The sequence below is a fragment of the Pseudomonas oleovorans subsp. oleovorans genome, assembly GCF_002197815.1.
Taxonomy (GTDB): domain Bacteria; phylum Pseudomonadota; class Gammaproteobacteria; order Pseudomonadales; family Pseudomonadaceae; genus Aquipseudomonas; species Aquipseudomonas oleovorans.
Map to the genome: position 1 here is coordinate 166573 of NZ_NIUB01000003.1, position 26538 is coordinate 193110.

Below are 26538 nucleotides of genomic sequence, written 5' to 3' on the forward strand. Positions count from 1 at the left end.
TTTCCCCTTAGACCGAGCGACGCAGTATCAACAGATGGCGTTGGCCTTGGCAACCGGGAACCCGCAACACGTGCGTGGCACTGAGACGGAAGTCCGTCGGCAGCGCCTGCAGCTCGTCATCCGGGTGCACGCCCTTCATCGCAAGCCAGTGCGTGTCGGCGTTGCCGAGGTGGCGCGTCCAGTTGCTGAAATCTTCCAGGCTGCTGAAAGCCCGCGAGCTGATGCCGTCGAAAGGCTGCTCCGGTCGATACGCTTCGACCCGGTTGTGGACAACCTCGAGGTTGGCGAGTTTCAGCTCCAGCTTCACCTGCACCAGAAAACGAGTCTTCTTGCCGTTGGAGTCGAGCAGCGTGAAGCGGCGCTCGGGGAACATGATCGCCAGCGGTACACCGGGCATGCCGCCGCCGCTGCCGACGTCAAGCCAGTTATCCCCACGTTCGGCCACGAAGGGGACTACCGACAGGCTGTCGAGCAGATGGCGCGAGACCATCTCGTCGGGGTCGCGCACCGCGGTAAGGTTGTAGGCCTTGTTCCACTTGATCAGCAGGCCCAGGTAGGCGAGCAGTTGTTCCTGTTGCAACGCGCTGAGCTCGATACCCAGTTCGCGGGCACCCTGCAGCAGTTCTTCGGCGTGACGCTGAGTGACCGACATCAGGCGCTCTGCTCCAGCTTCTGTCCGGCGCTACGTTTTTTCAGATGAATCAGCAGCAGGGAAATCGCCGCCGGGGTGACCCCGGGGATCCGTGAAGCCTGGCCAAGCGTGGCCGGGCGGGTGCTGCCGAGCTTGAACTGGATTTCCTTGGACAGCCCGGAGATCGAGGCATAGTCCAGATCATCCGGCAGCTTGGTGTCTTCGCTGGCCCGCAGTTTGGCGATCTCGTCCTGCTGGCGGTCGATGTAGCCGGCGTACTTGGTCTTGATCTCGACTTGCTCGGCCACCTGGTTATCCACAACCGGCGCGTCGGTCAGTTCGATCAGCGTGGCGTAGTCGATCTCCGGGCGAGCTAGCAGGTTGAGCAGGTTGTATTCGTGGGCCAGCGGCGTGCCGAAGCGTGCTGCAATGGCATCGCCCTGCGGCGTGCCCGGGCGCACCCAGGTGTTCTTCAGGCGCTGCTCTTCCTGCACGATGCCTTCGCGCTTGGCTTCGAAAGCTGCCCAGCGCTCGTCATCGATCAGGCCCAGTTCGCGCCCCTTAGCGGTCAGGCGCAGGTCGGCGTTGTCCTCGCGCAGGATCAGCCGGTATTCGGCACGTGAGGTGAACATGCGGTACGGCTCCTGGGTGCCCAGGGTGATCAGGTCGTCGACCAACACGCCGATGTAGGCTTCGTCACGACGCGGGCACCAGGCCTCCTTGCCCAGCGCGCGCAACGCCGCATTGCAGCCGGCCAGCAGGCCCTGCGCACCGGCCTCTTCGTAGCCGGTGGTGCCGTTGATCTGCCCGGCGAAGAACAGACCGCCGATGACCTTGGTTTCCAGGCTGTACTTGAGATCGCGCGGGTCGAAGTAGTCGTATTCGATGGCGTAGCCCGGACGCACGATATGCGCGTTCTCCATGCCACGGATGCTGCGCACGATCTCCAGCTGCACGTCGAACGGCAGCGAGGTGGAGATGCCATTGGGATATAGCTCATGGGTGGTCAGGCCTTCCGGCTCGATGAACACCTGGTGGCTGTCCTTGTCGGCGAAGCGATGGATCTTGTCCTCGATCGACGGGCAGTAGCGCGGGCCAACACCTTCGATCACCCCGGAGTACATCGGCGAGCGGTCGAGGTTGGCGGCGATGATCTCGTGGGTACGGGCGTTGGTATGGGTGATCCAGCAACTGATCTGCTTGGGCTGATGCTCACGCTTGCCGAGGAAGGACATCAGCGGCGTGGGTGTATCACCCGGTTGCTCGGTCATCACCGAGAAATCCACGGAACGACCGTCGATGCGTGGCGGCGTGCCGGTCTTCAGGCGACCGACGCGCAGTGGCAACTCACGCAGGCGATGCGCCAGAGCGATGGAGGGCGGATCACCGGCACGGCCGCCGGAGTAGTTCTGCAGACCAATGTGGATAAGTCCGCCGAGGAAAGTGCCTGTGGTCAACACCACGGAATCCGCGTGGAACCTGAGGCCCATCTGGGTGACCACGCCCTTGACCTGAGCGTTTTCCACAATCAGATCATCAGCTGCCTGTTGAAAAATCCACAGGTTGGCCTGGTTTTCCAGAATTTCGCGTACCGCAGCCTTGTACAGCACGCGGTCGGCCTGCGCACGTGTGGCGCGAACGGCTGGGCCCTTGCGGCTGTTGAGGATACGGAACTGGATGCCACCCTTGTCGGTAGCAGTGGCCATGGCACCACCAAGTGCATCGATTTCCTTGACCAGGTGGCTCTTGCCGATCCCACCGATGGCCGGGTTGCAGCTCATCTGGCCGAGGGTCTCGACATTGTGGGTGAGCAGCAGGGTCTTCACGCCCATGCGTGCTGCAGCCAGGGCTGCTTCGGTACCGGCATGACCGCCACCGATCACGATCACGTCAAAACGGGAAGGGAAATCCACCACGCACCTCGTGCCTGTTGAGAAGGGGTCTGAAAGAAAGGCGGCAAGTATAGGGACTTAAGGCTGCTGAATGAAGCCTTCTGCACAAAAAATAGCCAACCGGATAGCGCTGGACTTTCCCATCGACCTGCTTAACTGATCACCCTCTGACCCGTGAGAAATACGCTCAGGCTTATAAAGAATAGAAAGAGAGAATTTTTATAAAGCTTGTTCTTTATGTTTATGTATAGAGCAAGCCCTTTCTGTGGATAACCATCTGTAACCCTTGCTTTTAGAGGTGTATAGCGAATGATAAGCCTGTGTCGATCCTGCTCGCTTCCACTGAGAAAGCTGCTGAACCACTGTGGATGGAAGTGCCAGTTATCCACAGGGGTGGTTACGCCCAGCTTTGTCAGAGGGTTATGGGCAGGGTTCAGGGGCGGTTTTCCACAGGGTTTATTTGGGCCTGAATAACTCAGTAGATGCGCAACAGCAGCCCATTCATTGGTGATCCAGCAAGCTCGTTTGTGGGGAAATCTGCCCGGCGCGTAAGTCCAGTCAGATGTGTGAAGGAGTGGATGCCCCGCCGCGAATCAAGACGACGCGCAAGGGTTCTTAACCCGGGTGAAAACCCGGGAATGACAAGGAGGGGAAAGATTAATGGCGGGCACGCATGCGCTTTCGCGGATAAATCCGCTCCTACAAGAGCCCTGTTGGCAAGAGCATGGAGGAAGGTTTCACTTGCCGATGCAGAAGTGGCGTTTTCGCCGCATGTCGTTGATTTTCAAAGTACTCATGGCGGTCCCGCAACGCGCTTGGACCTATTCTTGGACCCAAATACCAAGCGTGTCCCTTTGTAGCGGCGAATGGCCTGTCTTGGACGCTCCTCGCTCTGCTTGTTCCCGGTGCAACGTGTCAGCGGACAACCTGATCTGAGGCAGCGAACCCGGCCATCGACGTTCAGCAACGTCCAATGCGCTGCAGCGTGCTCATTTTCCCACCTCCTGATCCGGAGCACCAAGGATGTTGCACCCTGCTTCAGCCCGAAAAAACGGGAGGCGCGCAGTTCGGATTGATGGCTGCGGCAGCGGTGATGTCGGGGTGAGATGGCGGCTCCTTTGGCCAGTTGGCCGATACCGACAGGAGCCTCACCATGCCACACCAAACTTCAGACATCATCACCCCGAAAGCTCTGTTGCTCGATGAGCGGCTGACGCCGCTGGAGCGCAACGCCTGGCTGACTTTCCGTGCGCTGGCCAGCAGCGACGGCACCGTGGTCCTCAGCTACGACGCGCTACGCAAATACCTGCCCAGCGCACCGGGCTGCAAGCGGGCGGCCCTTGAAACCGTGTCCAAGGCTGTGCTGTGCCTGCGGCTGTCCACGTGGATTGCGCTGGTCGAATACCGCCGCAATCCGATGACCGGCTTCTCGATGGCCAGCCGCTACGCGGTACGGAATCAGCCCCTCGCGTTCGACGAGGCCTGCCTGGAGGACGAGGATTACCTGCCCCTGCTGGAACGGGCGCTCGGCCATGCCAGTGCGACGATTCGCCAGTTGGCGCAGTCCATTCTCGATGAGGCCATGCGCCATCCGGACAGGTTGGAAAAGCTGCCTGCAACGATGCAAGAGCGGATCAGGCGCCTGCAGCAGCATGACGATGACCATGATCCGGGCAATCCTGGTGGCTCAACTGCGCGCGATGCCCTCGTTCCCGAAGCCAGCAGCGGCATTCCGAAACCCGTTCCGGCATCTGCAGCAACAGTACGTACTGTAGAAAAAGAAGTATTAAAAGAAGTACGTACGTACCGCTCACCACCCGAAGTGCAGGGATCTGGGCCGTATGTGCCGGCCCGCTTCCGGCAACTGCCACAGGATCAGCAACGGGTTCTCACCGCGCGTCTCAGGGGCTTGCCTCCGGAGCAACGCCTGGCGGTACTGGCCGAGTGGGACGTGCGCTGCGAATCAGGTGGTGTGCACAACGCCATCGCCTACCTCTACGGGTTGATCAAGAAGGCCGTGGAAGGCGTCTTCAAGCTCTGGGCGGCGCGCAAATCCGCCCCGCAGCAGACACCCGTGCAGGCCGTCAGCAACAGCCAGCATGGCTCGCCGCCTGCCCCTTCTCCATCGTCCAGCAACCAAGCTGCAAAACCTGCGTCGCGCGAGGTGGCGCAACGGCATCTGGATCAGATCCGGCGCATGCTGAAGACGCCATCGCTGCCCATCGGGCAGATCATCGGGTGCATGGCTGGCAGCGAAATGCTGCCAACAGCCCTGGGAAACACGCCTGCTGCTGCACGGCTGGGGTCCCTGGGCTCGGCATGAGACAGATAGGGCCGTCACTGCCCGCCGCAGTGACGGCCCGGCGAACTGCAGCAACAATGCGGGTTGGCGCGGCATCGCATTGATGGCGGCGCACATGACGATGCCCCGGGACACTGGCCCAGCAACAACCTGCCGGTGGGTATGAACACCGGAACCCTGGCGCAGGTTCCTGCAAGCGCCGACCCGGCTCGCCGGACGGAACCATCCCTGGCACACCCCGGCTCGCTCTGTGTGCCGCCCTACCGATGGGCAGAGCCTTCCTCATCCTCGGCGTGGTTCGTCCCGCCATCGTCGCAATACACATCCGGCGCTCCAGCCACTCGTCGCGGGTCGCCCGACCTCGCGCGGTCTGTCAGCTCGTTTCCACCACTCCACAGGAGGTACCTATCCCAGCACATCGCGTTGTCGTCCCTTGCAACTCTTCCGCCCGGCCTTCCCACAGGAAGCAAGGCGGACGCCTCATTCGAGGCCACAGGTGAACTGAGCACCTGGCCCTTGCCCTTCGGGGATCTCGCCTTGGCGAGTTGGCAAAAACACTGACCGTTCGCTTCTCAGCCCCGACAACCGACGAAACAACATCGCAATGGACGACCTGACCTACACCCTGCGCCAGCTTTGCCAGCGCAACCGCGACGGCAGCCACGCCACCCAGGCCGACCGGCAGCGCTCACTGAGCCTGGCCGCACGCCAACTGCGCGAAGCAGGCTTCCGCCAGATGCGGGCGACCTCGCTCAAGGGCAAGCACGTCGAAGCCCTGTTGCAGCGCTGGCAAGCCGAAGGCCTGTCGGCCGGCACACTGAAGAACCGCATGGCTCACCTGCGCTGGTGGGCCGAGAAGGTCGGCAAGGCAGGCATCCTGCCAGCGGACAACACCAAGCTGGGCATTCCCGAGCGGCGCTATGTGACCGGCGAAAGCAAGGCCAAGGAACTGGGCGACGGACTGGACAGGATCACCGATCCACACGTTCGCATGAGCCTGCGTCTGCAAGCGGCCTTCGGTCTGCGGCGAGAGGAATCCATCAAGTTCCAGCCCCGCTATGCCGACCGTGGCGATCACATCGCCATCAAAGGCTCATGGGCCAAGGGCGGGCGCGACCGGACGGTACCGATCACGACACCGGAGCAGCGGACGGTGCTGGACGAAGCACACCGGCTGACAGGGTTGGGCTCGCTGATCCCTGCGAACAAGACCTACATCCAGCAGCGGCACGTCTACGACGGGCAATGCAAGGCGGCAGGGTTGAGCAACATGCACGGACTGCGGCATCGGTACGCGCAGATGCGGTATGAGGTGCTGACGGGATGGAAGGCACCGGCGGCGGGTGGGCCTTCAGTCAGGGCATTAAGCCCAACACAACGTATGGAAGACAGCCGTGCTCGCCAAACCATCAGCCGTGAGGTGGGACACGAGCGCGTTCAAATCACTGCCATCTACCTCGGTAGCTAGGTCAGGCAGTATGAGCCCCCTGGCCTATATACACAGCCGTCCACCGGCTCAATCTGCAGGCCCAACAAACGTATTCAGCGCCGTTGCAATCCTCTTGCGTCGCTCAAGCAAGAAAGCCTTGTAGCTTTCCACTTCCAGCAGCGATGCCTCGACCGGGATGCACTGTGCTGCGAACGCTGGCTCGCCAAGCTGGTCCACCAGCGGGGGCAGGTAAACCGCCGGGGCCTTGTCGCTGATCGCGCGATTCGTCTTGCCGCCGATGAAGGCCAGATTGGCGATGTCATCCGCCTCGCGGGCAGTGAAGCTGGTCTTCAATACGGCTTTGGGAAAGATGTGATGGAACTGCAAGCGATGCTGGGCGCCCGAATGATCCAGAGCAATGGCCAGATGGCTGCGCCAATCTTTCGCACCGGCAGCGCGGAAAGCCAGGAACATGGTCTTGAACAGCGCGCTGCGCTGGTTGCGGCCTTCTAGCTCCTCCGCGGTAATGTCCAGGCGGCCGAACTGCAGGCGCAGCCGGTCAATCAGCTCGCTCACCGCTCCGCCCTGACGAATACTTGCCAAATCCTGATCCAGAATGGTTTCGCTGGAGCCTCGGGAGAAGCGGCCTTTGGCATTGGCCATCAGCGCCCAATAGCGCAGTTGGCGGGCCTCATTGTTGCTCAGCGCATAGTTGCGGTTGTGTCCGAAATACGCCAGCACCACCAGCAGGAAGGGCGACGACAGCAGCGCCGGGCTATCGATGCCCAGATTGCTACGCAGGAAGTTGAGCGCGAATTCCATGCCCTCGCAGGCTTCTTTCCACGCCTTCTGCAGCTTCTCCACACTCAGGCTACCCACGATCTGGAAACGCGATTGACCGGTGGCAAACGCCATCAGGTTCTTCAGGTGCAAACCGAGATCGAGGTCAAAGCCCGTCTTGGCACAGGCCTTCTGAAAATCCTGGAACGTCTGCAGCGAGTGCCGCCACTTGGCGGTGATCTGCGCCAGAGCCAAGTCGGAACTGCGCAGCTTGGCTCCCAGTGAATTGACCCGGACGAAGATTTCCGTGACCTCATCGTAGGAAAGCGTCCGTTCCAGTACATCCATCCGATAAACGTACTTGCGGATGCCACGTAGCCGGGCCAGGCGCTGGCTGTACTTCTCATAACGAGGATCGTCAAAACCACTGATGCCCGCACGTTTGAGGAACGGCGCATCGTTGTCGGTCTTGAACACTTCCGACACTTTCACCCAATGCGGCAACTGCTCCAGCTTCCTCGTGGCCACCACGAAAGTCATCTTGTTGAAGCGCTTGAGCAGTTCGTCCTCGGTCGAGTCCGTCTCATCGCCAATCAGTTCGCTATCGTCGTCAACATCGTCCTCGTCGTCGCCGTTCTCTTCCACTTCGGTCACGACCGCCAACTGGTCGGGATGTTCCAAGTTGAACAGCAAGTCGATCGGCCGACGACGGCCGCGTACCGATACTGGCTCGCCGCGAATGACGGCAGAGAGCGATGTCAGACGCTGCTGACCATCCAGCAGAAGCCGCGTGCTCTGGTAAGGATTCGTGCTCTGGCTGACCGCGAAATCCTGCAGCGGCACAGCTTCATCCGTTTCCCAAAGCAGGATTGCGCCCGATGGGTAGCCGCGGTACAGCGAATCCAGCAGATCGCGCACTCGCGTGGAGCGCCACACATACTGGCGCTGCATCTCTGGCAAGCGCAGTTCGCCCCGCTCGATCATTGATACCAGCTCTTCGACGCTTGCTTCGGCCTTGGCCATGTTTTTCCTTCGATCAGGCACCGAGCAGGAAGCGCTCGCGGTGCCACTGTAAATAATGCCGGTGCTCCCTGGTCAGCCAGCGCAACGTCATTCCCGAATGAATGCCAAGCCCAGGCAGATCGCTTTGGGACAGGCGGGCGCTGGTCAGCAAATGTCCGGTATCGTCGAAGCTGATCAGAAAGCGGTCGAACAGCGCATCGAGATTGGCCACCAGCAGAAAGCCGTTGAAGGCATCCAGCCGCTCGGCGTCGTCGGCGCATTCGGCCCAGGGTTTGGCATGGCTAGCGCGCAGTGCCTCGGTCACGGTGACGCCGGTCACCGCGCAGGCACCCCCCCCAGTAGGTCAGCAAGGCATCGCGGTAACGCGCCTGCCCCACGCGCTGGCGCACCAGGCGTTCGACTTCCGTGCCCCGGTTCTCGACAGGCAGTGCCTCCACAGCCTGCGCGACGGCCGTGTGGTAGTCGCGCACGGCCTGATTCGGCAAGGCCTGCGACAAACTGGCCGTGCGACGCAGGAGAGCCGCCAAATCGGGCAGGGTCGGCACACAAAACACGTCATCAGCTCCGGCCCGCGGTTGGAAACTACGCAACAGTTCCGGCAGCAGCGCGGGCGTAGCCGGTTGAAGGCGCAAGCCGAAGCCATCGGCCGATGCCGTCACTACCGCCTGGCTGCGATGACGGGCCGAAGCCAGTGTCACCGCATCGCCTGCCGGAGATAGCACGTGCTCGAAGCCATTGTCGTGGCCGGCTTTTTCGATGAGGGTGCGTTGCAGTGGGTTCATGCCATCGTTGCCTGTTCGGCACCCAAGCGCTTACGGAAAAGAAGTCCGTCCACGCTCTCTGTTGAGAGCCTGTGCCGCTCATAAATCTGGAGTGATTCAGGTGGTTCAGTTGAAGTGGTAACGATGTATTGCAACGAGTCTCCACCTTTTTTTGCGACATGTTCGAGCAGGGCCCAGAGTATGTCTTCGCTCATCTCCGCTTCGCGGGGAGAATCGTGCAATAGAAACCCGGGATGGAAGCTTTGCTCCTGAGTGCTATCGAGCAAGCAGGCCACATCACCTGCGAGAATCTCCAGAACTTTGTAGGTGGTCGAGTGTCTCGGCCCCATTCGAAAGGGGTGATTGCGGTGTTCTTCTTGATCGTTGAAAACGCCCCACGTGAAGGAAGGCAGTGATCTGGCAACAGCCATCATGGCGTCGCTGATTGCCTGGCGGCGCCCCGCTACCATCTGGCGCTGTTGTTCGAGCTGTAGCTTCAACTGATTGCAACGACGCCGATGTTCATCCAGCTTGCGTTGTAACGCATCCATTTCGGTTGATTGTGACTTTCCAGAGGCAAGGCTTTCATAATATTCGTAGCTCTCGATAGCCTCCGTGAGCAGCTGATCAGCCACCATTGCTTGGGCGTACCTCTGGTCCATATCAGCACTTCTTCCATCAATAGCGGCAAGTGCTTTATCCAGCGGTGCCATCTCGTCAATCAGCCCATTCCGGCGGCGGCGCAGCGCAACCAGACTGCGCTCAAGGGATTCTTTGTTTTGCTGATAACTCAAGGTGCGCTGCTTTCGGTCAATCTGAACCAGTTCGATGCGCTGAGTAACATAGTGACACTCCTTGAGCAGGCGATTTCCTGCGTCGCAATGCTTGGAGAGATTCTTTTGCAGTGATGCTGCTTCGTTTTGCAACGCCTCTAACCGCTCGATATCGCCAGCAATCAACGCTTCTACCTGGGCTATTTCATTGGCAATGACGTCTAGATTGCCTTTCAGCGGGGCACGCTTTTCCAGCAAGGACTGGCGTTCGTGTACAAGTGCCTTTCGCTCTTCCTCGATTGATCGCAGTTCCTGCTGATAGGCTTCGTGGCGTTGCCTGGCGATACCAATCAAGTTGGGATGCTCGATCAATCCTTCCTGCCGGAAGGGTGTATTGATTGGCGCTTCAAGGCGGTTGGCCAATTGCCGGCGCACATGGTTCAGCAAACGCGTAGGTTCCTCTCGCAGTTGCTCCAGTCTCGCCTTATGGGTTTCTACCGCTTTTGCTGCGCTATCCAGATCACGCAGCGTCGTGGCGTCGTGCAGCATACCTAATACGATCTGTATGAGAGCCAATGGCGACTTCGCCGGCAAACTGAACCGGACACCTTCCGCACGCCATTGGAAGTAATGCTGGTATCGGGCGTTCTGGTCACGGGAGCACCAGGCCAGAATGTGGTGCCATTCAATAGGCTGCCCGGAGCCAGGCAACTCCTGAACCGGCAAGGTTTCGACAAAATGCTGTCGCAGTGCATTCTGGTAAGCGTGGTATTCGTTCTCAGCGTTACCTGCGGCCAGCTGCCGCCAATCCGCATGACGGGAAGCGCGGTACATCTTCTGGTGTCGCCACGGCTTCAAGACTGTCCATACTTCCCCGCCAATATGCACACGGGCGGCAACAGCCCCCTCCTTCAAATCCTCGCTTTGCAGCAGTTCATCGCGCAAGGCTGACCCCTCGGACCAGAGGGGGTCATCCAGTGCGAACCGCAGCAATTGGCAAAAAGCGGTTTTTCCCACGCCATGCCCAGAGCTGCCTTTTCCTGGTGGCGATACGATCAGGTTGAGGCCGCGGTGCAGCGGTATTTCGCGCAAGGGTTCATCCGCTGTCAGTGACTCCAGCAGCCACAACGTCTCTACCCATAGGCGAGGCTTTGTAGAAAATGGTTCTGGCATACCGACAGCGTTCATCCCTTATCCCCTTTTTTGCAGACCTTCCGTTTGCATGGGCGTTTCTGGTGCGGCCAATGCCTGCTCCAAAGCCAACTCCTGTTGTTTCCTTGCCTCAATCAAGGCGCTGGCAAGCGATGCCGTACGACTGTCGCCCAGCACCTGTGCCAGACCTTTCGCATCACGGATAGACAGAGGTTCTGTGGTCGGCACCCCCAACAGGCTGCGCAGCCAGGCACAGATATGTGACCACCGCTCGTTCTTGATCGGCTTCAGCCACTCACTCAGAAGCTCCCTGTGCGGAATATGCTCCGGCAAGTCTGTCAGCAGAATCTGGCGCAGGCGAACATCATCGCAAGTACCTGTCTGAAGGAGAATGTCGCAGACTAAACCCGCGAGCCAGTCTTCAGCTTCGGTAGCGGGTGTGTAGCCCGCTGCATAGGTACGGAATGGCGTGCTCGGGCGAGCAGGTTGGGCTTGCGGAATGATGGCCGGGGGTGCTTGTTCCAAGCGCTCCCAAGCCTCCAGCACCAGCCGTCGCGTGCGGTATTCGCCATACTCACGAATTTCTTTTTCCTTGAGAACGCGGAAGGTTTCACTGGGGTAGTCTTCGCCCATGACGTCGGTGGGATCGAGGATATAGCGTAGTTCCTCCTCGGTGAGGCCGTAGAGTTTGGCGTAGTACTGATCTAATTGACCACGGAGATAGGCGCGACGGTCTGGATCACAGGGGAATGGGACCAGCGGCGAGCGACGGATGGCGTCGGGAGTACCAAGCTTCCAATCGCCATTTTCCGTTTTCCATCCACCTATCAACTCCTCGGCCCAGGGTTGCAGATCCCAGGCTGTGTAGGTCAGCTCCAGCACACGCGGGACGATGAAGTCGAGGTCAGCCTCGGTGTAGTGTTCGGGTGGCAGGATAGGAAACTGCTTCAAGTAGCCATACGTCAGGTGTGTACCGCCCACCTTCACGCGAGCGCAGTAATCAAGCACCAGTGAGCACAGATTGCCCAGCAGGCAGGCCGCCAATTGAGCATTTGCGGTCGTGGTGAACAACGGCATGGTATGGCCCACCCCCACCAACGGCACCGCCGACGCAATCACCGTCCGCTCATTGGTCGCATTGGTGATATCGCGCCAACCCATCAGCCACTGTGGGCAGGCGGCCTGCAACCAGCGTTCGGCGAGGGCGAGCACGGCCTGCTCGTCTGCCAATGGCTCATCCGGTGCGGGTAGATGGCAGTAATCAGCAGCCAATCTCAGCATGGCTTCTTCAATCTGCGGATCAATGGCAATCCAGCCGGTGGCGTTGCGTGCCCCTTCTGTGTAGCGCACCACTTCCGGTTCGGGCGCACCGGGCAAGTAGTCGTCATTGAGTGGTTGCAGCACGGTGGGGTTATTGCCACATAGCCCCAAGGACCACGGCGAGACCTGTTGCGCATACGGATGCTGTTTGACGAAACCTTGCCAGGCCGGGTAAAGGCGCAGGCCGGGATGGGTCTGGCGTTGTTCGGCCAGGTAGCGCCCGAACAGCAACTGGGTGACACACAGCACGGTGGCCTGGGGGTTGCCGTCCTTGAGGGCCTTCATCAAGCCTTCGGGCAGGCGGGCGACGCGCAGCCAGACTTCGCGGGCTTGCACCCAGTAGCGCGGGGTGACGGTGAAAGCCGGGTCGGCCTTTTCCGCCGGCGTGACATCACGGCTGTTGCCGTCCGGTGTGTAGGTGGCCCAGCGGTGGTCGAACTGGTGGATCAGTTTGGCCTCGTACAGCGGCAGGCGATCGGCAGCTGGCTCGTCCTTGAACAGGTGGCTTGCGCTGGTCATGTTGAATAGACCTTGCGAGAACGTAATGCCCCACGGGTTTTGCGCGGGTTCCACCACCTTGGCCTGCTTGCCCTCGCCTGCGATCACGGCATCGCGCATCAGCACCGGGGCGGCGCGGTAGAGCTTCTTGGTCAGTTCCGCGTCGCGCTCGCTGCGGAACACCGGGCAGGTGAGCGTGTTGGGGTTGATGAGACGGAATTCGTCGGGCGTGAGGGTGAAGCGACGGCGCGGGTCGGCCAGTTGGCTGACCTGGGTGGCGAAGCAGACGAATTCGGCCTGGTCCGCTGCGCCCAGGGTGAGCAGGCAGAACTTCATGCGGCTATCGACGGCGGGGAACAGCTTTTCGCGGTTCTCGATGTCGTACAGGCTGACCAGCCGCCGGTTCTGGGTGATGTGCCCGAAGTAGGCTTTGGTGCTGTCGTCGGTGGCGATGCCGGTGGGCACGACGAAGCCGGCGCGGCCACTGTCGGCATGGATTTGCAGGATGGTTTCGGCAAACAAGGGATAGGTGTTGAGCTTGCCAACAGCCGTCAGCGGAAAGCGTCCCGATTCCCGATAGAAGTTGTTGGCGGCCGCAATCCGTTGGCTTTCTTTGACAAACTCATCCCACAAACGCGGATCGGTTTCAGGCAGTGCAGCAATGGCTTGTTTGCGCGCATCGCCCGCCAGTTCTGCAATGTGCTGTGCTCGCGTGGCGAAGAATTCCTCCTCGCCCATCTGCGACACCTCCCACGGCGGATTGCCCAGCACACAGTCGAAGCCGCCCTGCGCAAACACCTGCGGGAAGGCCAGCGGCCAGTGGAACACGCGCGCCTGTTCGCAGGCCGCGCGTGCGGCGGCGATGGGCGCGGCGTGCTCGGTCTGGGCGCGTTGCGGGTCGGTCAGCAGCGCATGCAGGGTGATGCTGGTGGGCACGGTTTCTGCCGTGTCCTCCGTCTTGGGCAGCAGGTAGGCGCCCACCAGCGCATCGGCGGCGTGGGCGAGCGGGCTGTGGGCGGAGTCTTCCAGAAAGCGGCGCCAGGCCTGTTCCTTGGCGGCCACCTGCTCCGGGGTGTCGGCGGGCAGGGTTTCGATGGCGCGCAGGGCATCGAGGCCGCTGCAGTTGTCCACGCTCAGCAGCATCTGCTTGCCTTGCAGGTCCCTGGCAATCTGCTTGAGACCGGCGGCGTTGGCCTTGGCCAGTACCTTGCAGGCGTCCTTGTCGTCGCCGCTCAAGGGCTTGAAGGCATCCTTGGCGATACCTTGCTCGAGCACGTTCAGGTCGGTCAGACCCAGCAGGGCGTCGCCCACTTGCAGGTGGTGGTCGAGAAAGCCCAGCGGGCGGCCTTCCTCGTAGCCTTCCAGCCACAGCGCCATGCGCGCCAGTTCGATGGCCATGGGGTTGCGGTCCACCCCGTAGATGCAGCGGGCCACCACTTCGCGCAGGGCATGGCGGTAGTCCTGCGGCTGGATGGCGCCTTCCTGCCCACCTTCCAGGCTGCGCAACTGGGCCAGTTTTTCCGCCAGCCGGCGAGCGGCGGCGAGCAGGAAGTGGCCACTGCCACAGGCCGGGTCGATGACGCGGATGGCCAGTAGCGCCTCGGTGGGGTTGGCCGGGTTGGCTGCCAGACGCTGTTCGATGACGGGGTCGAGCGCGCTCCTGATCAGCTCCTGCACCAGGCTGTCGGGGGTGTAGTAGCTGCCGGTGAGCTTGCGGGCGTTGCCGGCGGTGCTGCCTTCCTCGGTGCGGCCGACGAAGCCGAAGGTGCGGGCGGGCAGGTCGATGGCGGGCACCAGTTCCAGCAGGCTTTCGTAGACACTGCCCAGCTCTTCCGGGCCCATGTTGCGGTAGTCCACCGGCACCAGGCTTTGCGCGCCGGTCGGCTTGGCCCAGCGCAGGTGCTGCAGGGCGGCCAGCAGGTGGGCGTTGTCCAGGCTGGCGGCATCCAGATCTGGGCATTGCGCGGGAGCGAACAGGCCGCCCAGGGCGGGCAAGGCCAGACGCGGCTCGCCTTGTGCCAGGCCACGGAAGACGATGCGGATGGCCTGCCACTGGTCGTCGTGCCGGGTGCGGGCACGGCGTTTGAGGCACAGCTCGCGCAGGCGGGCCAGGGCATAGCCTTCGGCATAGGCGCGGCGGGCGGTTTGTGCTTCGGCGCTATCGTCCTGCGGATGCAGCAGGCCGCGCTCTTCCACGGTGAAGACGAAGATGAGCCGGTAGACCAGGCGCAGCAGTTGTTGGAAAAAGGCGTCCTTGCTGAGTGTGCCGTCATGCAGGGCGGTGCGCAGGGCGTGGTTGTCGGGGTGTTGCAGGAAGCCCTGACCGAAGGTCAGCAGCGCCTGCTCGACGCCATCGCGCAGGCCATCGCGTACGCGGGTGCCTTCCTGCTGGCCTTCGCTGCGCCATTGTTCCCAGATGCACGCCATAGCGCCCTGGCCGAGGCGGAATGCGCGACTGGCATGCAGTAGACGCCAAACGTTGGCGAATTCGGCATAACGCTGGCCACCCAGAAGGTCGGCCAGATCGACTTCGAGAAAGCTGGGGCGGGTAAGGCTGGCCGCGTCGCGCAGCAGGCGCAGTTGCTTGCCGTTGCTGACGATGCCCCATTGCAGCGGTTCGCTGGCGTTGAGCAGTTCCTGCATGGCCTGGAACGGGGCTTTCCTGCGGTTGCCGCCGCCCTGCACGGCAAATCGTGCGTCGGCCTCGTCCAGGCCCAGGGTGTGTGGTGCCACCAGGACAGGCAAGCTGCCTGCCATCAGGCTGACCGGGTAGCTCAGTTCGCCCACTGGCTGTGCTGCCGTGGCTTGCAAGGTGGTGTAGCCAAAGGCGTCGCGCAACAGTTCGTGGACGAAAGCGGTGGTGAGCTGCGCGGCATCGACGTCGGCGCGTTCCATCTGCGCGGCAAAGTGCTGCCATTGGGCGCAGGCGATCTGGAAAGCGCGGCTGTATTCGTCCTTGAGCTTGACGCCTTTGGGGGTGCCGTAGTCGGCCTCGCTCTGGGCACTGGCGCGGCCCTGAGCGGCTTTTTCCAGTTGGTCGGGCAGGAACAGGCCACCTTCGAGCTTGAGGGTGGGCAGGTTGAGCGTGGCCTGGGTTTTGCGGATGCGTTTCATGATTTGGTCTCCCCCAGAATTTCCCAATGGCCAGCCTTGGTCGGGCCAACGTGGCGCAGCCTGCCCTGTTTCTTCAGTTGCTCCAGGTGATAGCGAACGCCCTTTTCCGTGATGCCGATTTTTTGGGCAAGGTCTTTGGCGGTGCTGGCCGGTGTCAATTGCAGGTGGTGCAGGATTTTTTGCGCTGTTGAAAGCCCTGCCAGTGCATCGGAAGGGGCAGTTTCTGTACTGGTTTCTCTACCAGTCTTGGCGTTTTCTCTGCTAGTTTTCAGAGTTTCTGTACTGGTTTCTCTACTAGTATCAACGGTTTCTGTACTGGTTTCTGCACCAACCTCCAGCGCCGATGGCCGCTTGAAGCGGGTAATGAACAGCCCGCCGATTTCGATGAAGCTGGCATCCGGGGCGTTTTCCAGAATCAACGGCACCCCTCGGCCCCAGGCTTCCACCAGATGAATGCGGCGCAGCAGCTCTGCGATTTTCGGGTTGCGGCGGCGGGAGACGTTGCCCTGGCGTATCTCGTCAAAGGTCAGGTTGCCGTAGAGGCTGCCGGGGCTGCGGATTTCCAGGCGATCCTTGAACACGGCAACCTGCACAAAGTCGGGGTCGCGCCAGTCGCGGTGGCAAAAGGCGTTGACCAGCGCTTCGCGGATGGCCTTGAGGGGGATTTCTGGCACGTCCACGCGGCGCAAGCCTTCCAGCCGCATGCCGATGTGGATGTTTTTGAGGGCGTATTTTTCGGCTTCTTCGATCAGTTCGAGGATATCGCCGTCGAAATCATGACGGTCGATGATGGTGGAGCTGGTGGTGGTGGCAAATACCGCGCAGCGCAACTGGATGGGCTGGTGGGCAAAAAACAGTTTGGCGGCGTTGATGGGCGCACCCTGGCGCAACAGGTCGAGCTTTTCCAGGGCGTTGGCGACGCTGTCTGGCGGCAGGCCGGCGCGTGCAAGGAAGCGGCTGATTTTTTCGGGGTTCAATTGTTCCAGCGCCAGGCCGCTGGGTTCGTTTTCCCAGCGCAGCGCATCCTGGTTGCTTTGCAGGATGAGGTTTTTCAGTTCGCTGGCACTGAGTTTTTTATCTTCATCGGCCACCCGCATGTAGGCACGGCCATAGGCCAGATAAGGCTGCTGCCAGCCCTCGGCCTTGATTTGCAGGCAATGCTTACCCTCAATGAGCTGCTGGGTGATTTGTGGATAGATAGCGGGTTCGATATGCGCGGCAATGGCCTGGGAGACATCACGCAGGGTTTTTTCGTTGATCTCCAGCCCCACGGCTTTACCGTTTGGCGCAATGCCGAACCACAGTTCGCCCTGGCCGTGCTTGTTGAGCATGGCGGTCAGCGAAACCAGCCCCTGTTTCAGTTCGGCCAGAGACTTTTTGAGCTCGGTGGTTTCGGTCTCTGTCATGGGCGGCTCGTGCATCATCAGAGAGCGTCCGGCAGCAATACGTACACACCCATCACATCCACGGGCAGGCAGGGGCTGACGCTGTACTGGCCAATGTCCCGGGCGGCTTCGCGCACGCGCTGATGGTCGGCCAGCAGCGCTGCGGCGCGTTGCTCGGCCAGTGCCTGCAACTGCTGTGGATGAGCAGCCAGATAATCCAGCGCGGCGCGCACTTCACGCTGCACGGCCTCGGGCGGCAAGTTGCCGCTGGGGGTGCATTCGAGCAGACGGCTGGCACTGTCATTGGCCAGCCATTGCGGCGTGTTGCGGCCTTGCACGGCCAGGGCCACGGTTTCCTCGGCCATCATCTGGAACGGCTCGCGGCGGCGCACGTAGCTGAGCTGGTGGCGCAGGCGCAGCAGGTAGAGGGTGGTGACGACTTCCACGTCATTGGTCAGCGTGGCGGCGCAACGGGCGGCCAGTGGACGTTCGCCGCCGAGTGCGTCTTCCAGCAGGTGTTGGGCCAGCAAGCCGACCAGCGGATGGCTGCGGTGCAGTTCGCTGAAGTCGATCACCTGGGGTCTGTCTATGCCTTCGTCGGCCAAGCGTTGGCGCAGGGCTTCGGGCAGGTGTTGCGGCAGGAAACGGGCGGTTTGCTTGCGGCCGATTTCCAGTGGCGACCCCAAGCGCACGCTGGCGCTTTGCAGGAAGCGCTGCACGTCAGTCTGGGTGCCCAGGGCCTGCTGCTGCTTGTGCCATTCGGGCAGCACTTCGTCGGGCTTGATGCGGCGCTGGGCAAAGACGGTGCGGTTGGCCTTGGCCTTTTCCAGGGCGTCTTGCCATTGCGCTTGCAGCGGGGCCAGCAACTGTTCGGGTTCGCCAAAGTCGAACGCCGCCTGGGGCGATGCGGCGCGGCTGTCACTGCGTTTCATCAGCGCGGCTTTGACCAGCGCCTGGTTGATGCGGGCTTCGTCCTCGGGCAGAGGCACCAGCACGCCGAGTTCCTTCTGGATGGCCTCGCCTTTGCGCAGGATGACGTTGAGCACGAAGCCATCCACCGGGTTGTCCTGCCCGTAGAGCATGGTGCAGCGCACTTCATCGGCTTGCTGACCGAAACGATCGACGCGGCCTTCGCGCTGTTCGTGGCGAGTGGGGTTCCAGGCCAGATCGTAGTGAACAACAGCGGTGAACAGATGTTGCAGGTTGATGCCTTCGGAGAGGCAGTCGGTGGCGACCAGGATGCGTTGCTCGGCATCCTCCATGTCGTCCACGCGCTCGCGGCGTTCTTCGGGGGTGAGTTCGCCGGTGACGGCATCGACGGTGGCCTTCGGAAAAGCGGCCTTGATGTGTTCGGCCACGTAATGGGCGGTGGCGATGTAGCGGCAGAACACCACCGGGTGGTAGCCATCCTTCACAAGAAGGTCAATATGCCGGATGAGCGCGGCCAGCTTGGGATCACCGGCCTTGCCGGAAAGACGTTGCGCGTCGGCGATCAGGGCTTGCAGGCGCGGCGCGGCATCCTGCACCTGGGCGGGCGGCTCCAGATCACTGCCGGAAAGATCATCGGCCTCGCCATCGTGCAAGCGTTCATCACTGAGGAGGGCGTCGTCAGGCAGGGTTCCTTCCAGCCTCGTGGTCAGGGCCTTGACGGCGGCCGCGGGCGACGATGCCACGCAGCGCAACAATGCCAGGGTGGCGTACCAGATGAGGCGCGCGCCGCCTTGCTGTTCTTGCTGCTCAATGGTTTCAGCCAGTTCGCGGCAGTAATCCTGCACGGCGTCGAAGAACGCGCCCCATTCGCCGCTGAGCTGGTAGGTCAGCTCGGTTTTCATGCGGCGGGGAAAACCTCGTCCGTCATGGGTCTCGGCCTGCCATTCAACGATGTCCTTGCGACGGCGCTGGACGAAGTGGCGCGCCAGTTCCTGACGCAGCGGGTCGGAGGCTGTCATGCGGCCTTGCAAGGCGGCAAAGCGTGGATCGAGCAGCGACAGCAAGTTGTAGAAGGCGGTTTCGTCACCGGAGTGAGGGGTGGCGGTCAGCAGAATCAGGTGTCGCTGCGCGTCACGGGCAAGGCGTTGCAGCAACTCGAAGCGCAATTGCTTGCCCGCGCCGCTGCTGGCGCAGGTGTGGGCCTCGTCAACGATGATGCACTCGGGGGCGGTGGCGAGAAACTGTTCGCGGTGGCGTTCGCTCTTGATGTAGTCCAGGCTGACGACCACCACGGGATGATGGTCGAACAGGCGCGCACCATGCGGAAGGTCGCGTTCGATGCGCGATGCGGATGCCGAGGTCAACGCGATGGCATGCAGGTTGAAACGGGCCTCCAGCTCACGTTGCCATTGTTCGACCAGGTGTGGCGGGCAGAGGATGGCCAGGCGGGCGATTTCGCCACGGTCCATCAGTTCGCGGGCGATCAGACCGGCTTCGATGGTCTTGCCGATGCCCACGTCATCGGCGATCAGCAGGCGCACCGTGGACAGGCGCAAGGCCATCAGCAGCGGCACAAGCTGGTAGCCGCGCGGCTCGACAGCGATGTTGCCGAAGGAGCGGAACGGCCCAGCGCCGGCGCGCAGGGTGAGGCGCAAGGCATCGCGTAGCAACAGCGCGGCGGCGTGGTTGCCGGCGCGTGCGGGATCGGGCCAGTCGAAGGTGGCAGGTTCGACGGGATGCAGTTCCAACTCGGGGATCAGGGCGATGCTTTCGTCATCGGCGCCGCTCAATGGACGCAGGCGCAACCAGTCGCGGCGGGAGTCGCTCTGCACCACCCATTCGCGGCCTCGGGCGCGCACCAGGTTGCCGGGTAGAAAGTCGTGTTCGAGGATCGTCATGCGCCTTTATTCCTTGGAACCGAACACATCGGCGTGCGCGGCGAATTGTTGTGGCCAGCGTGAAGCGTCCGAGAAATCGAGCACCTGCCAGCCTTTGTCCTGCAATACGCTGGCGGTCTGCTCATCCACCGCGGACAGAAACACCAGAGCACGGGATGCCTTGTACTGGGCTGCGGCGATGGCCGCGCCATTGTTGACGGGTACATTGACCGCATCAGGTTGTCTAGCCCCGGCCTGGCGGAGTTCGGACAGCCAGATGTCGAGCAGCTCGTCTTCTGAAGTCGTTGCGGCAACGGTGGCCGGGCTATTCGTTACGGGCTGCACCTGAGCATTGGCCAGCGCGACCAACAGTTTCAGCGCATCCGCATTGCGGCGGTTGATGTGTTCGTGATCCGGCTGGTTGAAGTAGGAGAGCAGGCATTGGTAACAGCCGGCCTCGCATTGATGATTGCCCAGTTCATCGGTCTGCTCCAGCGACGGCAGATCGTCCAGCGTCCAAATGCCACTCTGCGGTTTGCGATGGTGAATCAGTTGCAGGGCATTGCTGGCGACGAGTGCAAGGTCGTCGCGATGGTTTGCCAGGCGTGTGAGCACACCCGCACCGCCTTCCGCCGCTTCGTAGAACAGCAAGGCGCGGCGCTCGTCAGACTTCGGCAGTGGCTCGACCACCAGTTCGGATTCCTCGATCTGGAAGGTCATTTCGATACCGCGCTTGAGCGCGGCCTGCAAAGTGGCCATGGCCTCCAGAGGCAAGGCATGTACGGGAGCGAAGATCAGCAGATTGCGATGATCTTCCACAAAGGGAACGATGCGTTGGTTGGGCACCTTTTCCAGCAAGGCATCGTCGCCGCCCTGGTCGTCTTCCGCATCCGGTGCATCCTGCTTGCTCCAGGTGCCCGTGATGGGGTTGATGTAGAAGCCCAGTTGCTCCTTGTCCTTGCGCCTGCGCCAGCCGCGGTTGATGCGCCAGATTTGCGCAGCGGGCGCGTAGGTGAGCTCGCCCAGCACGTCCTCGCCTTGTTGGATCGTGGCCTTCTGCTGCTGGATACGGCCATCGGGGCCGGGCAGGAAGCGGTAAGTGGTTTGCAGCTCGAAGCCTTGACGCTGGCGCTCCTCGTCGTTGATGGAGATGCGCTCGGTGGCCACGGTCTCCACGGTTTCGATGCGGTAGAGCTCGCGCACCCAATCGTGCTCGGTGAGCAAGGCGTCGCAGTTCTCGCAGCGATTGACCAGCGGCTGTTCGCCGCCCGGCTCGCCGAGATGGCCGTAGCCGCACTGGCTGCACACCAACGAGGCAATGGTGGCCAACTGGCTGTTGCCGGAAATGTGGTCTGTATTGCCTACATTGAGTTTGGCTCGCACCACGCGGTACATGCGGCCCTGGTGATAAATGAGGCTGCGGGGGCCGAATTCGGACAGGGCCAGGAAGCGCGGCCGGCTGACCATGCTGCCTTCGTCATCCTTGCCGTTGACCGTCTGACCTCCACGGGCAGGAATCCAGGCCATCAGCGGCAGGCGCGGGAAGTTGTAGCCGGGCAGGAAGCCCTGGCTGGCCAAGTAGCGATAGGTGTAGAAGTCGTTGTTCTGGCCGTTGCCGGACTTGAGCAACACGGCGTACTGGCGCGCGGCGTCGCCGTAACGGCGCTGGGCATTCTGGCGTTCAGTGTGCGAGGCGGTATGGCTCTTGACGATGCGATCAGCCATATCCATCTGTTGGCGGGTGGCATCGAACAGCACGCGCCAGCGCTCCAGCGCCCCAGAGAACGCTTGCGCCGCGTTGTCGATGACCTGGCGCACATAGTCAGGCGTGAACCAGGCGCTGCCTTCAAGCTCGCCCTCAAGCTGGTTGATGACCCGGTCGGCACTGGCCAAGGCCCGCTGCTGGACAGCCTGCGCCCGCAATGCTTCGTGCAAGGGCTGTTTCAGTGGTTTTCCAGGTTGGTCGAGATCCAGCATGGGCGCAATGCTGTCGTCCAGCGGCACCTGGGTGCTGGCCAGCCAGACCGCTTGCAGATGGCTGTCGATGAGATCGCGGTTGCTCAGGTCGAGGGTTGGCGCGCGCACGACGCCATGCACCATTTGCTCTGCATTGTGGAAGAACCACTGGTCATGCGGACTGAGCGCCGCGCAATAGGTGATGACCAGCGCCTGCTGACCCGAGCGACCCGCACGGCCGCTGCGCTGGGCGTAGTTGGCGGGGGTCGGCGGCACATTGCGCAGGTACACGGTGTTGAGCGCGGAGATATCCACGCCAAGCTCCATCGTGGGGGAGCAGAACATCACCGGCAGACGTTCCAACGGCGCTTCGTGGGCCGGGTTCTGCGCCCAGTCCTGCCTGTCTTTTTCGGTGTAGCGAAAACGCTGCTCCAGCAGTTGCCGGCGTGGCGCATCCACCTGGGCGGTGTGTTCCTGGGCCTCGAAGTCGAACAGCGGATGCGAAGGCTGACGCAGCAGGTCGGCAATGCCGAGATACAAGGTGCGGAAATACTGGTTGATCCGATTGCTATCAGTTTGCGGCTGATCGGCAATCAGGCACCAGTCCAGGGCAGCCGCGTTCAGGCGCCAGCCTGCGAGCTGCGAATCAATGGCATGTTTTTGCACGTAACCATAGTTGCCGGCTGCCTTGAGCATGTATTCGATCAGCTCGACCCACTCAGCATCTTTCCACTGAATGACCTCGCTGGCGCAAGCGCTGTCTCGCCAAAGTTTGTCTGTCTTGATTTGCCGCAGCAGTCGGGAACGTGGACCACCTGTCACCAGGTCGGTGCGCGGCTTGCCCTTGTATTCCGGGCGCTTGCCGAGGATGAGATGGCGGCCGGTATCGAGTTTCTCGTCGGGCGCGAAGGCCCAACGTTCATTCAGGTAGGTGTGGGCGCTGGTGCGTGCCTTGTCCTGCTCGACCGGGTCGAGGTAACGACTTTCCAGGCACAGATGGCGGCGCAAGGTGTCGAACAGTAATTCGAACAGAACTGTCCGTTGCACTGCCGTCAATTTGGTCAAGGTGCTGTTTGCAGCAAAGATGCTGGCGTCGGCGCAAAAGGCATCCAGGTCTCGATAGCGAATCCGCAACAGGCCGAGTTGATCCAGATTCGGATTATTGAAGCGCCAGCCACGCCGCAGATCACGCAGTAGCCGGTAGGCGATGATGAAGCGCAATGTGCGTTGCGCTTCTTGTCGGGCCAGTCCCATGAGTTTGGGGGTGCGCAGATATTCCACCAAGGTGGCTTCATCGACCCCTTGAAAGCCGAGGGCCTTGAATACGCTTTCGGCCAAGTGTTCTTCATCGAGCTGGCCGCCGCTGCCCTGTAGTGCGCCGATCAAGCCGGCGCGCAGCGTGAGCAGGAAAATGAAGTCGTTGAAATGCCCCGCCTGCAGGGCGGCATCCTGGCGGTTGTCGGTAAACCCAAGCAACTTGCGTGGGTCAGGCTGCCCTGGCGCAGGTTCGGAAAGTGCGAACAATTGCTGCAAGGCCGCCAGGGCAATCATGGTCGTGGCCGAGGAGCGGCCTTCGCCGGACAGGCTGGAGAGGCGATTGGCATCCTTGCCGTGGGCTTCGTGTGTCGTGCCGCAGTTCAGGCAGAAGCGGAACTTTCCCGGAATGAACCAGAACTCCGTCCCCGAGCCCGATTGCCCTTTGGCATCGACCGTGACCATATAGGGAACGGCATTCTTGTAGGCTGACTTGACTTTGGGCTCGCTACGGCTGAGGTCGATCCAGGTTTCCGGCAGGTCTTCGAGCAGGCCGCCGTATTGCTGGCCGGGCACCAAAGGGCACAGAAAGCCATAGCTGGCGTCGTCTTCTGCCGCGATGTCGTCGATTTCACGCGGGCTGAAGCTGACCGGTTGCTGCGTGTGCCAGACAGGCAGGTACTCCTGGCCGCAATCGCGGCAGAAGTGCGTGGGGTAAAGCAGCACATTCTCTTGTTGCCGCCCAGGTGCGAAACGCTGGGCATCGAGCGTGACATGGCGCTTACCCCGCTCTTCCAACGTGGTGAGCACCTTGCCCGGTCCACTGATGAACTGGTGCAGCTTGAACGCGAAAGGCGGCCTGCCCTGGGGCGTGCGCACATCATGGGCAGCCACCAGAAAGCGCTGCAGGGCGGTGCGAGCGGCTTCAGGCTGGCAGCCCGCGTCTTCGGCGAGACGGCGGCTTGCCTCTTCCAGCGTCATGGGTCTCGCGCGCCTTGGCGGCTCGTCGGCAGGCAGTTCGATACCCAGGTTCAATTCCACCCAGATGGATAACGGATCATTGCGAAAGGCATCGAAGTCAGCCCAGATATCCTGCTTTCGCGTAACGGCCGCCAGTAGTTCTGTGCGGATGGCGTTGACGTCCTTGAGCGGGTTGGTGACGCGCTCCAAGGTCTCGCCGATGACGTCATGCTCGCTGATCTGGGTGCCAAAAAGTTTGCTGGCCACATCGGCCACCACGCGGTTGCGGTCGGCTTGGCTACCTGTGCTGGACATGGTGGCCGACGTGCCGATGCAGACCAGTTGCTCGGCTTTCAAGCGCTCTCGCAGGCGCCGCACCAGCAAGGCAACGTCCGCCCCTTGACGGCCACGATAGGTATGCAACTCATCCAGCACCAGGAACTCAAGTCCCTCGCAGTGTTCCACCACACGCCGATCCACTTCGTCGAAGCGGGTCAGGATGTACTCCAGCATCATGAAGTTGGTGAGCAGGATATCGGGCGGGTCATCCGCGATGGCGCTGCGTTCCGCCTTGCTTTCCTGGCCGGTGTAGCGCTTGACGGTGAAGGGACGACGCTCTGGCGCATAGCCATGCAGAAACTTGTCGAGTTCTTCCAGCTGACTGTTGGCCAGGGCATTCATCGGGTAGATGACAATGGCCCTGGTACGTGCTTTGCCATCGGATTGCTTGGCCTTGAGAATGCGGTCGATGATCGGGATGAAAAAGGACAGGGACTTCCCCGACCCCGTTCCGGTCGTGACCACATAGCTTTGGCGTTCCTGGCCTTTGGCCAAGGCTTCCATCTGGTGCTTGTAAAGATGCAGGGGTTCTGGCGAACCTTCAGACTTCCCGACCTGGAAGATCTCTGCGCAGGCAGCATGCAAGACCCCCTGTGCCGCCAGGTTCTGCACCGTGCCCTTGCGTTGGTAATTCGGGTTGATCTGTACCAGCGGCTCAGGCCAGTAGCGGCCTTGCGCATATTGATGCTCGACCTCGGCCTGGATATCAGGCGCAGCGATGCGAACAAAACTGCGGGAAAAGCTGCCGTATCGTTCGATGAGCTGATCGCGGAACTGGAAAACGTTATCCATGGAGAGTCCTCACTGATCCATCTTGTGGCCAATCGCCAGAACCGCTGTACTACCGGAGGTGCCTGCTGTGATGCGCTTCCATTTCGCCCCCCGCCCCTTGCCGGTCGATTCGATCAACCCCTCTGATTTCATCGCTCGCAGCACCAGCCGCACCATGTCCCGGCTCACACCCGGGCAGGCTTCTTCAATCTCGGAAATCGAAAACGGCAGGGTGCGCCCCAGAACTTCCGTCCTCACCCGGTCGCCTTTGCTGCCGCGGCCACGCTCGATGGTGCCGACACGCTCCTCGAACTCACGGTAGGCCCGTAGCAAGGCACCCCAGAAGTAGTCGAGCCAGGGTTTGACGTCATGCTGCCCTTGGTGCCAGCCCTGAGAGCTGGCTTCCAGCGTCTCGTAATAACCTTCCTTGGTGTCCTCGAAGATGCGTTCGAGACTGATATAGCGCCCCACGGCATAGTCGAAGTGGTAGAGCAGCAGCAAGGTCAGCAAGCGGGACATGCGGCCGTTGCCGTCAGGGAAGGGATGGATGCACAGGAAGTCGAGCATCGCCAGCGGCACCAGTACCAGAGGGTCGGCCAGGTGCTGGTCCAGGGCGGTGGCGTAGCGGCCAGTCAGATCGGCCATGGCCATGGGTGTCAGGTGCGCAGCCACTGGTGGGAAGCGCAGACACGACGTGCCGTCAGGGTGGCGTTCGATGATGTCGTTATTGGTAGCCTTCCAGCGCCCGCCCGCCTGCGGCATATAGCGGTACAGCAGGGTGTGCAGTTGCAGCACTACGCCCTCGCTGAAGGGCATGTGCGCGGCCGATTCGTGGATCAGCGCCAGGGCATCACGGTAGCCGGCGATCTCCTGCTCCGACCGGTTCTTTGGTGTTGCGTTGCGGATGACCAGGGACTTCAACCGCGAGGGTGCGACGACAACGCCTTCCAGCCGGTTGGACGATTCGTTGGACTCCACCACCGCGATCTGGCGTAGCCCTTTGAGGGCTTCGGGCGACTGCGCTACGTAGAGCTGCTGCTTGCCCTGGTACTCGCCCAGTGTGCGCAACGTGGCGGCCTGGGTGCCATCGAAGCGAAGCGCGTCAAGGTACTCGGGTGTGAGCGAGTGCATGGAAAGGCAAGTCCAGGCTGTGTAAATGGGGTAATTGTACCCTTTAAATAGGGCATTGAATATGGAAAATACCCTATTCTATCGTTTGATTACCTCCATTTCCTGAGCGCAAAACAGGCCATGAGAGTCTTGCGCAGCAAGCATGGCTAACCGGAGCTCCCAAGGCAGTTGTCAACCAATGGTTGATAACTGCCCCGACAGCAAGGATCAGAACGCAAAGGGAAGGCAAGGGAATGGCGCCCAAGGGACAACGGCCCTAC

Annotated in this window: 13 protein-coding genes; 2 read left to right on the top strand and 11 right to left on the bottom strand. The window is 61.5% G+C overall.

Features of this window, described 5'->3' with window-relative positions; all coding sequences use genetic code 11:
* Window positions 1–7: 7 nt before the first annotated feature.
* Complete coding sequence (gene rsmG, locus PSOLE_RS02755; protein ID WP_088339289.1) at window positions 8–655, bottom strand: 16S rRNA (guanine(527)-N(7))-methyltransferase RsmG; 648 nt, start codon at window positions 653–655, stop codon at window positions 8–10.
* On the bottom strand, window positions 652–2544 hold the full coding sequence (mnmG, locus tag PSOLE_RS02760) for a tRNA uridine-5-carboxymethylaminomethyl(34) synthesis enzyme MnmG (RefSeq protein WP_074856689.1): 1893 nt from the start codon (window positions 2542–2544) through the stop codon (window positions 652–654). The genes rsmG and mnmG overlap by 4 nt, the downstream gene beginning before the upstream one ends.
* A 1132-nt stretch (window positions 2545–3676) precedes the next feature.
* Here mnmG and PSOLE_RS02765 point away from each other — a divergent pair.
* Complete coding sequence (locus PSOLE_RS02765) at window positions 3677–4846, top strand: STY4528 family pathogenicity island replication protein (RefSeq protein ID WP_074856691.1); 1170 nt, start codon at window positions 3677–3679, stop codon at window positions 4844–4846.
* Window positions 4847–5429: 583 nt separating this feature from the next.
* Window positions 5430–6293 carry a phage integrase N-terminal domain-containing protein gene (locus PSOLE_RS02770; RefSeq protein WP_074856694.1) on the top strand — a complete coding sequence of 288 codons (864 nt, stop codon included), beginning with the start codon at window positions 5430–5432 and terminating at the stop codon, window positions 6291–6293.
* Between the two features lie 48 nt (window positions 6294–6341).
* Here PSOLE_RS02770 and PSOLE_RS02775 read toward each other — a convergent pair whose 3' ends face one another.
* The 9 genes from PSOLE_RS02775 to PSOLE_RS02810 are packed head-to-tail and all read right to left on the bottom strand — an operon-like array spanning window position 6342 to window position 26278.
* Window positions 6342–8057 (bottom strand): DUF262 domain-containing protein, encoded by a 1716-nt coding sequence (locus PSOLE_RS02775; protein WP_074856697.1) that lies wholly within the window; start codon window positions 8055–8057, stop codon window positions 6342–6344.
* A 13-nt stretch (window positions 8058–8070) separates the two neighbouring features.
* On the bottom strand, window positions 8071–8361 hold the full coding sequence (locus tag PSOLE_RS24515) for an HNH endonuclease (protein WP_244597232.1): 291 nt from the start codon (window positions 8359–8361) through the stop codon (window positions 8071–8073).
* Window positions 8339–8839, bottom strand: a complete 501-nt coding sequence (locus PSOLE_RS02780; protein WP_244597233.1) for a hypothetical protein — start codon at window positions 8837–8839, stop codon at window positions 8339–8341. Before PSOLE_RS02780 ends, PSOLE_RS24515 begins: the two co-directional genes overlap by 23 nt.
* Complete coding sequence (locus PSOLE_RS02785) at window positions 8836–10779, bottom strand: coiled-coil domain-containing protein (RefSeq protein WP_074856700.1); 1944 nt, start codon at window positions 10777–10779, stop codon at window positions 8836–8838. The genes PSOLE_RS02780 and PSOLE_RS02785 overlap by 4 nt, the downstream gene beginning before the upstream one ends.
* A gap of 3 nt (window positions 10780–10782) precedes the next feature.
* The gene (locus tag PSOLE_RS02790) at window positions 10783–15675 is read right to left on the bottom strand and encodes an Eco57I restriction-modification methylase domain-containing protein (RefSeq protein WP_223084750.1); all 4893 of its coding nucleotides are present in this window, start codon (window positions 15673–15675) and stop codon (window positions 10783–10785) included.
* Complete coding sequence (locus tag PSOLE_RS02795; protein ID WP_074856703.1) at window positions 15672–17099, bottom strand: ATP-binding protein; 1428 nt, start codon at window positions 17097–17099, stop codon at window positions 15672–15674. The genes PSOLE_RS02790 and PSOLE_RS02795 overlap by 4 nt, the downstream gene beginning before the upstream one ends.
* Window positions 17099–19888 carry a helicase-related protein gene (locus PSOLE_RS02800; protein ID WP_074856706.1) on the bottom strand — a complete coding sequence of 930 codons (2790 nt, stop codon included), beginning with the start codon at window positions 19886–19888 and terminating at the stop codon, window positions 17099–17101. The genes PSOLE_RS02795 and PSOLE_RS02800 overlap by 1 nt, the downstream gene beginning before the upstream one ends.
* A 6-nt stretch (window positions 19889–19894) precedes the next feature.
* Window positions 19895–25168: a DEAD/DEAH box helicase gene (locus tag PSOLE_RS02805; protein ID WP_074856709.1), complete on the bottom strand. Its 5274-nt coding sequence runs from the start codon at window positions 25166–25168 to the stop codon at window positions 19895–19897.
* Between the two features lie 9 nt (window positions 25169–25177).
* The gene (locus PSOLE_RS02810; RefSeq protein WP_074856712.1) at window positions 25178–26278 is read right to left on the bottom strand and encodes a Fic family protein; all 1101 of its coding nucleotides are present in this window, start codon (window positions 26276–26278) and stop codon (window positions 25178–25180) included.
* Window positions 26279–26538: the final 260 nt, after the last annotated feature.